Here is a 228-nt window from a genome sequence, read left to right as displayed (position 1 = left end):
CGGATCGCCGCCGCCCAGATTCTGGGTGTCCACACCGGCGCCATTGCCCGGCTGGACTTCCCAACCCGGGTCTCCACCGCCCAGATTATTGCTGTCTTCGGTGAGGTCGCCACGCTGCCGGACTTCCCAACCCGGATCGCCGCCGCCCAGATTCTGGGTGTCCACACCGGCGCCATTGCCCGGCTGGACTTCCCAACCCGGGTCTCCACCGCCCAGATTATTGCTGTC

The 228-nt window shown here is 66.7% G+C and carries 1 pseudogene; it reads right to left on the bottom strand.

Going from position 1 to position 228, the window contains the following annotated elements:
- Positions 1–228: pseudogene (locus ACXAJV_RS15335) on the bottom strand (hypothetical protein); the annotation flags it as partial.

The sequence above is a fragment of the Maricaulis sp. ABE4_448 genome (genome assembly GCF_056160825.1).
This window is presented reverse-complemented; position numbering and strand designations above follow the sequence as displayed.